At 40.9% G+C, this 237-nt stretch carries 1 protein-coding gene; it reads left to right on the top strand.

Annotated elements, in window-relative coordinates; translation table 11 throughout:
* Positions 1-7: 7 nt before the first annotated feature.
* Positions 8-166, top strand: a complete 159-nt coding sequence (locus tag GQY55_RS30895; RefSeq protein WP_442953652.1) for a YqaE/Pmp3 family membrane protein — start codon at positions 8-10, stop codon at positions 164-166.
* Positions 167-237 lie beyond the last annotated feature (71 nt).

Raw genomic sequence — 237 nt, 5'->3', positions numbered from 1 at the left:
TGCTGTTTTGTTCTGCGGAAAACCAGGTGCGTTTCTTTTAAATGTTATCCTAACAATTTTCGGCTACATTCCCGGGGTTATCCATGCTTTCTTCGTTGTAAACAGTCATAAGGCGGATAAACGGAATAAAGAACTGATCAGAGCGATTGAACGAAATAGAGGATGAAAAAAAACATACAAAAATCACTTAGGTCTCGTCGATCCGGCGGGGCCTTTTTGATTTGAGGAAAGGGTGAA

Source organism: Paenibacillus sp. USDA918EY, from assembly GCF_009870825.1.
Taxonomy (GTDB): domain Bacteria; phylum Bacillota; class Bacilli; order Paenibacillales; family Paenibacillaceae; genus Paenibacillus_AQ; species Paenibacillus_AQ albilobatus.
Note: the sequence above shows the minus strand (reverse complement) of the source record. Positions and strands in the feature narration are given on the sequence as shown.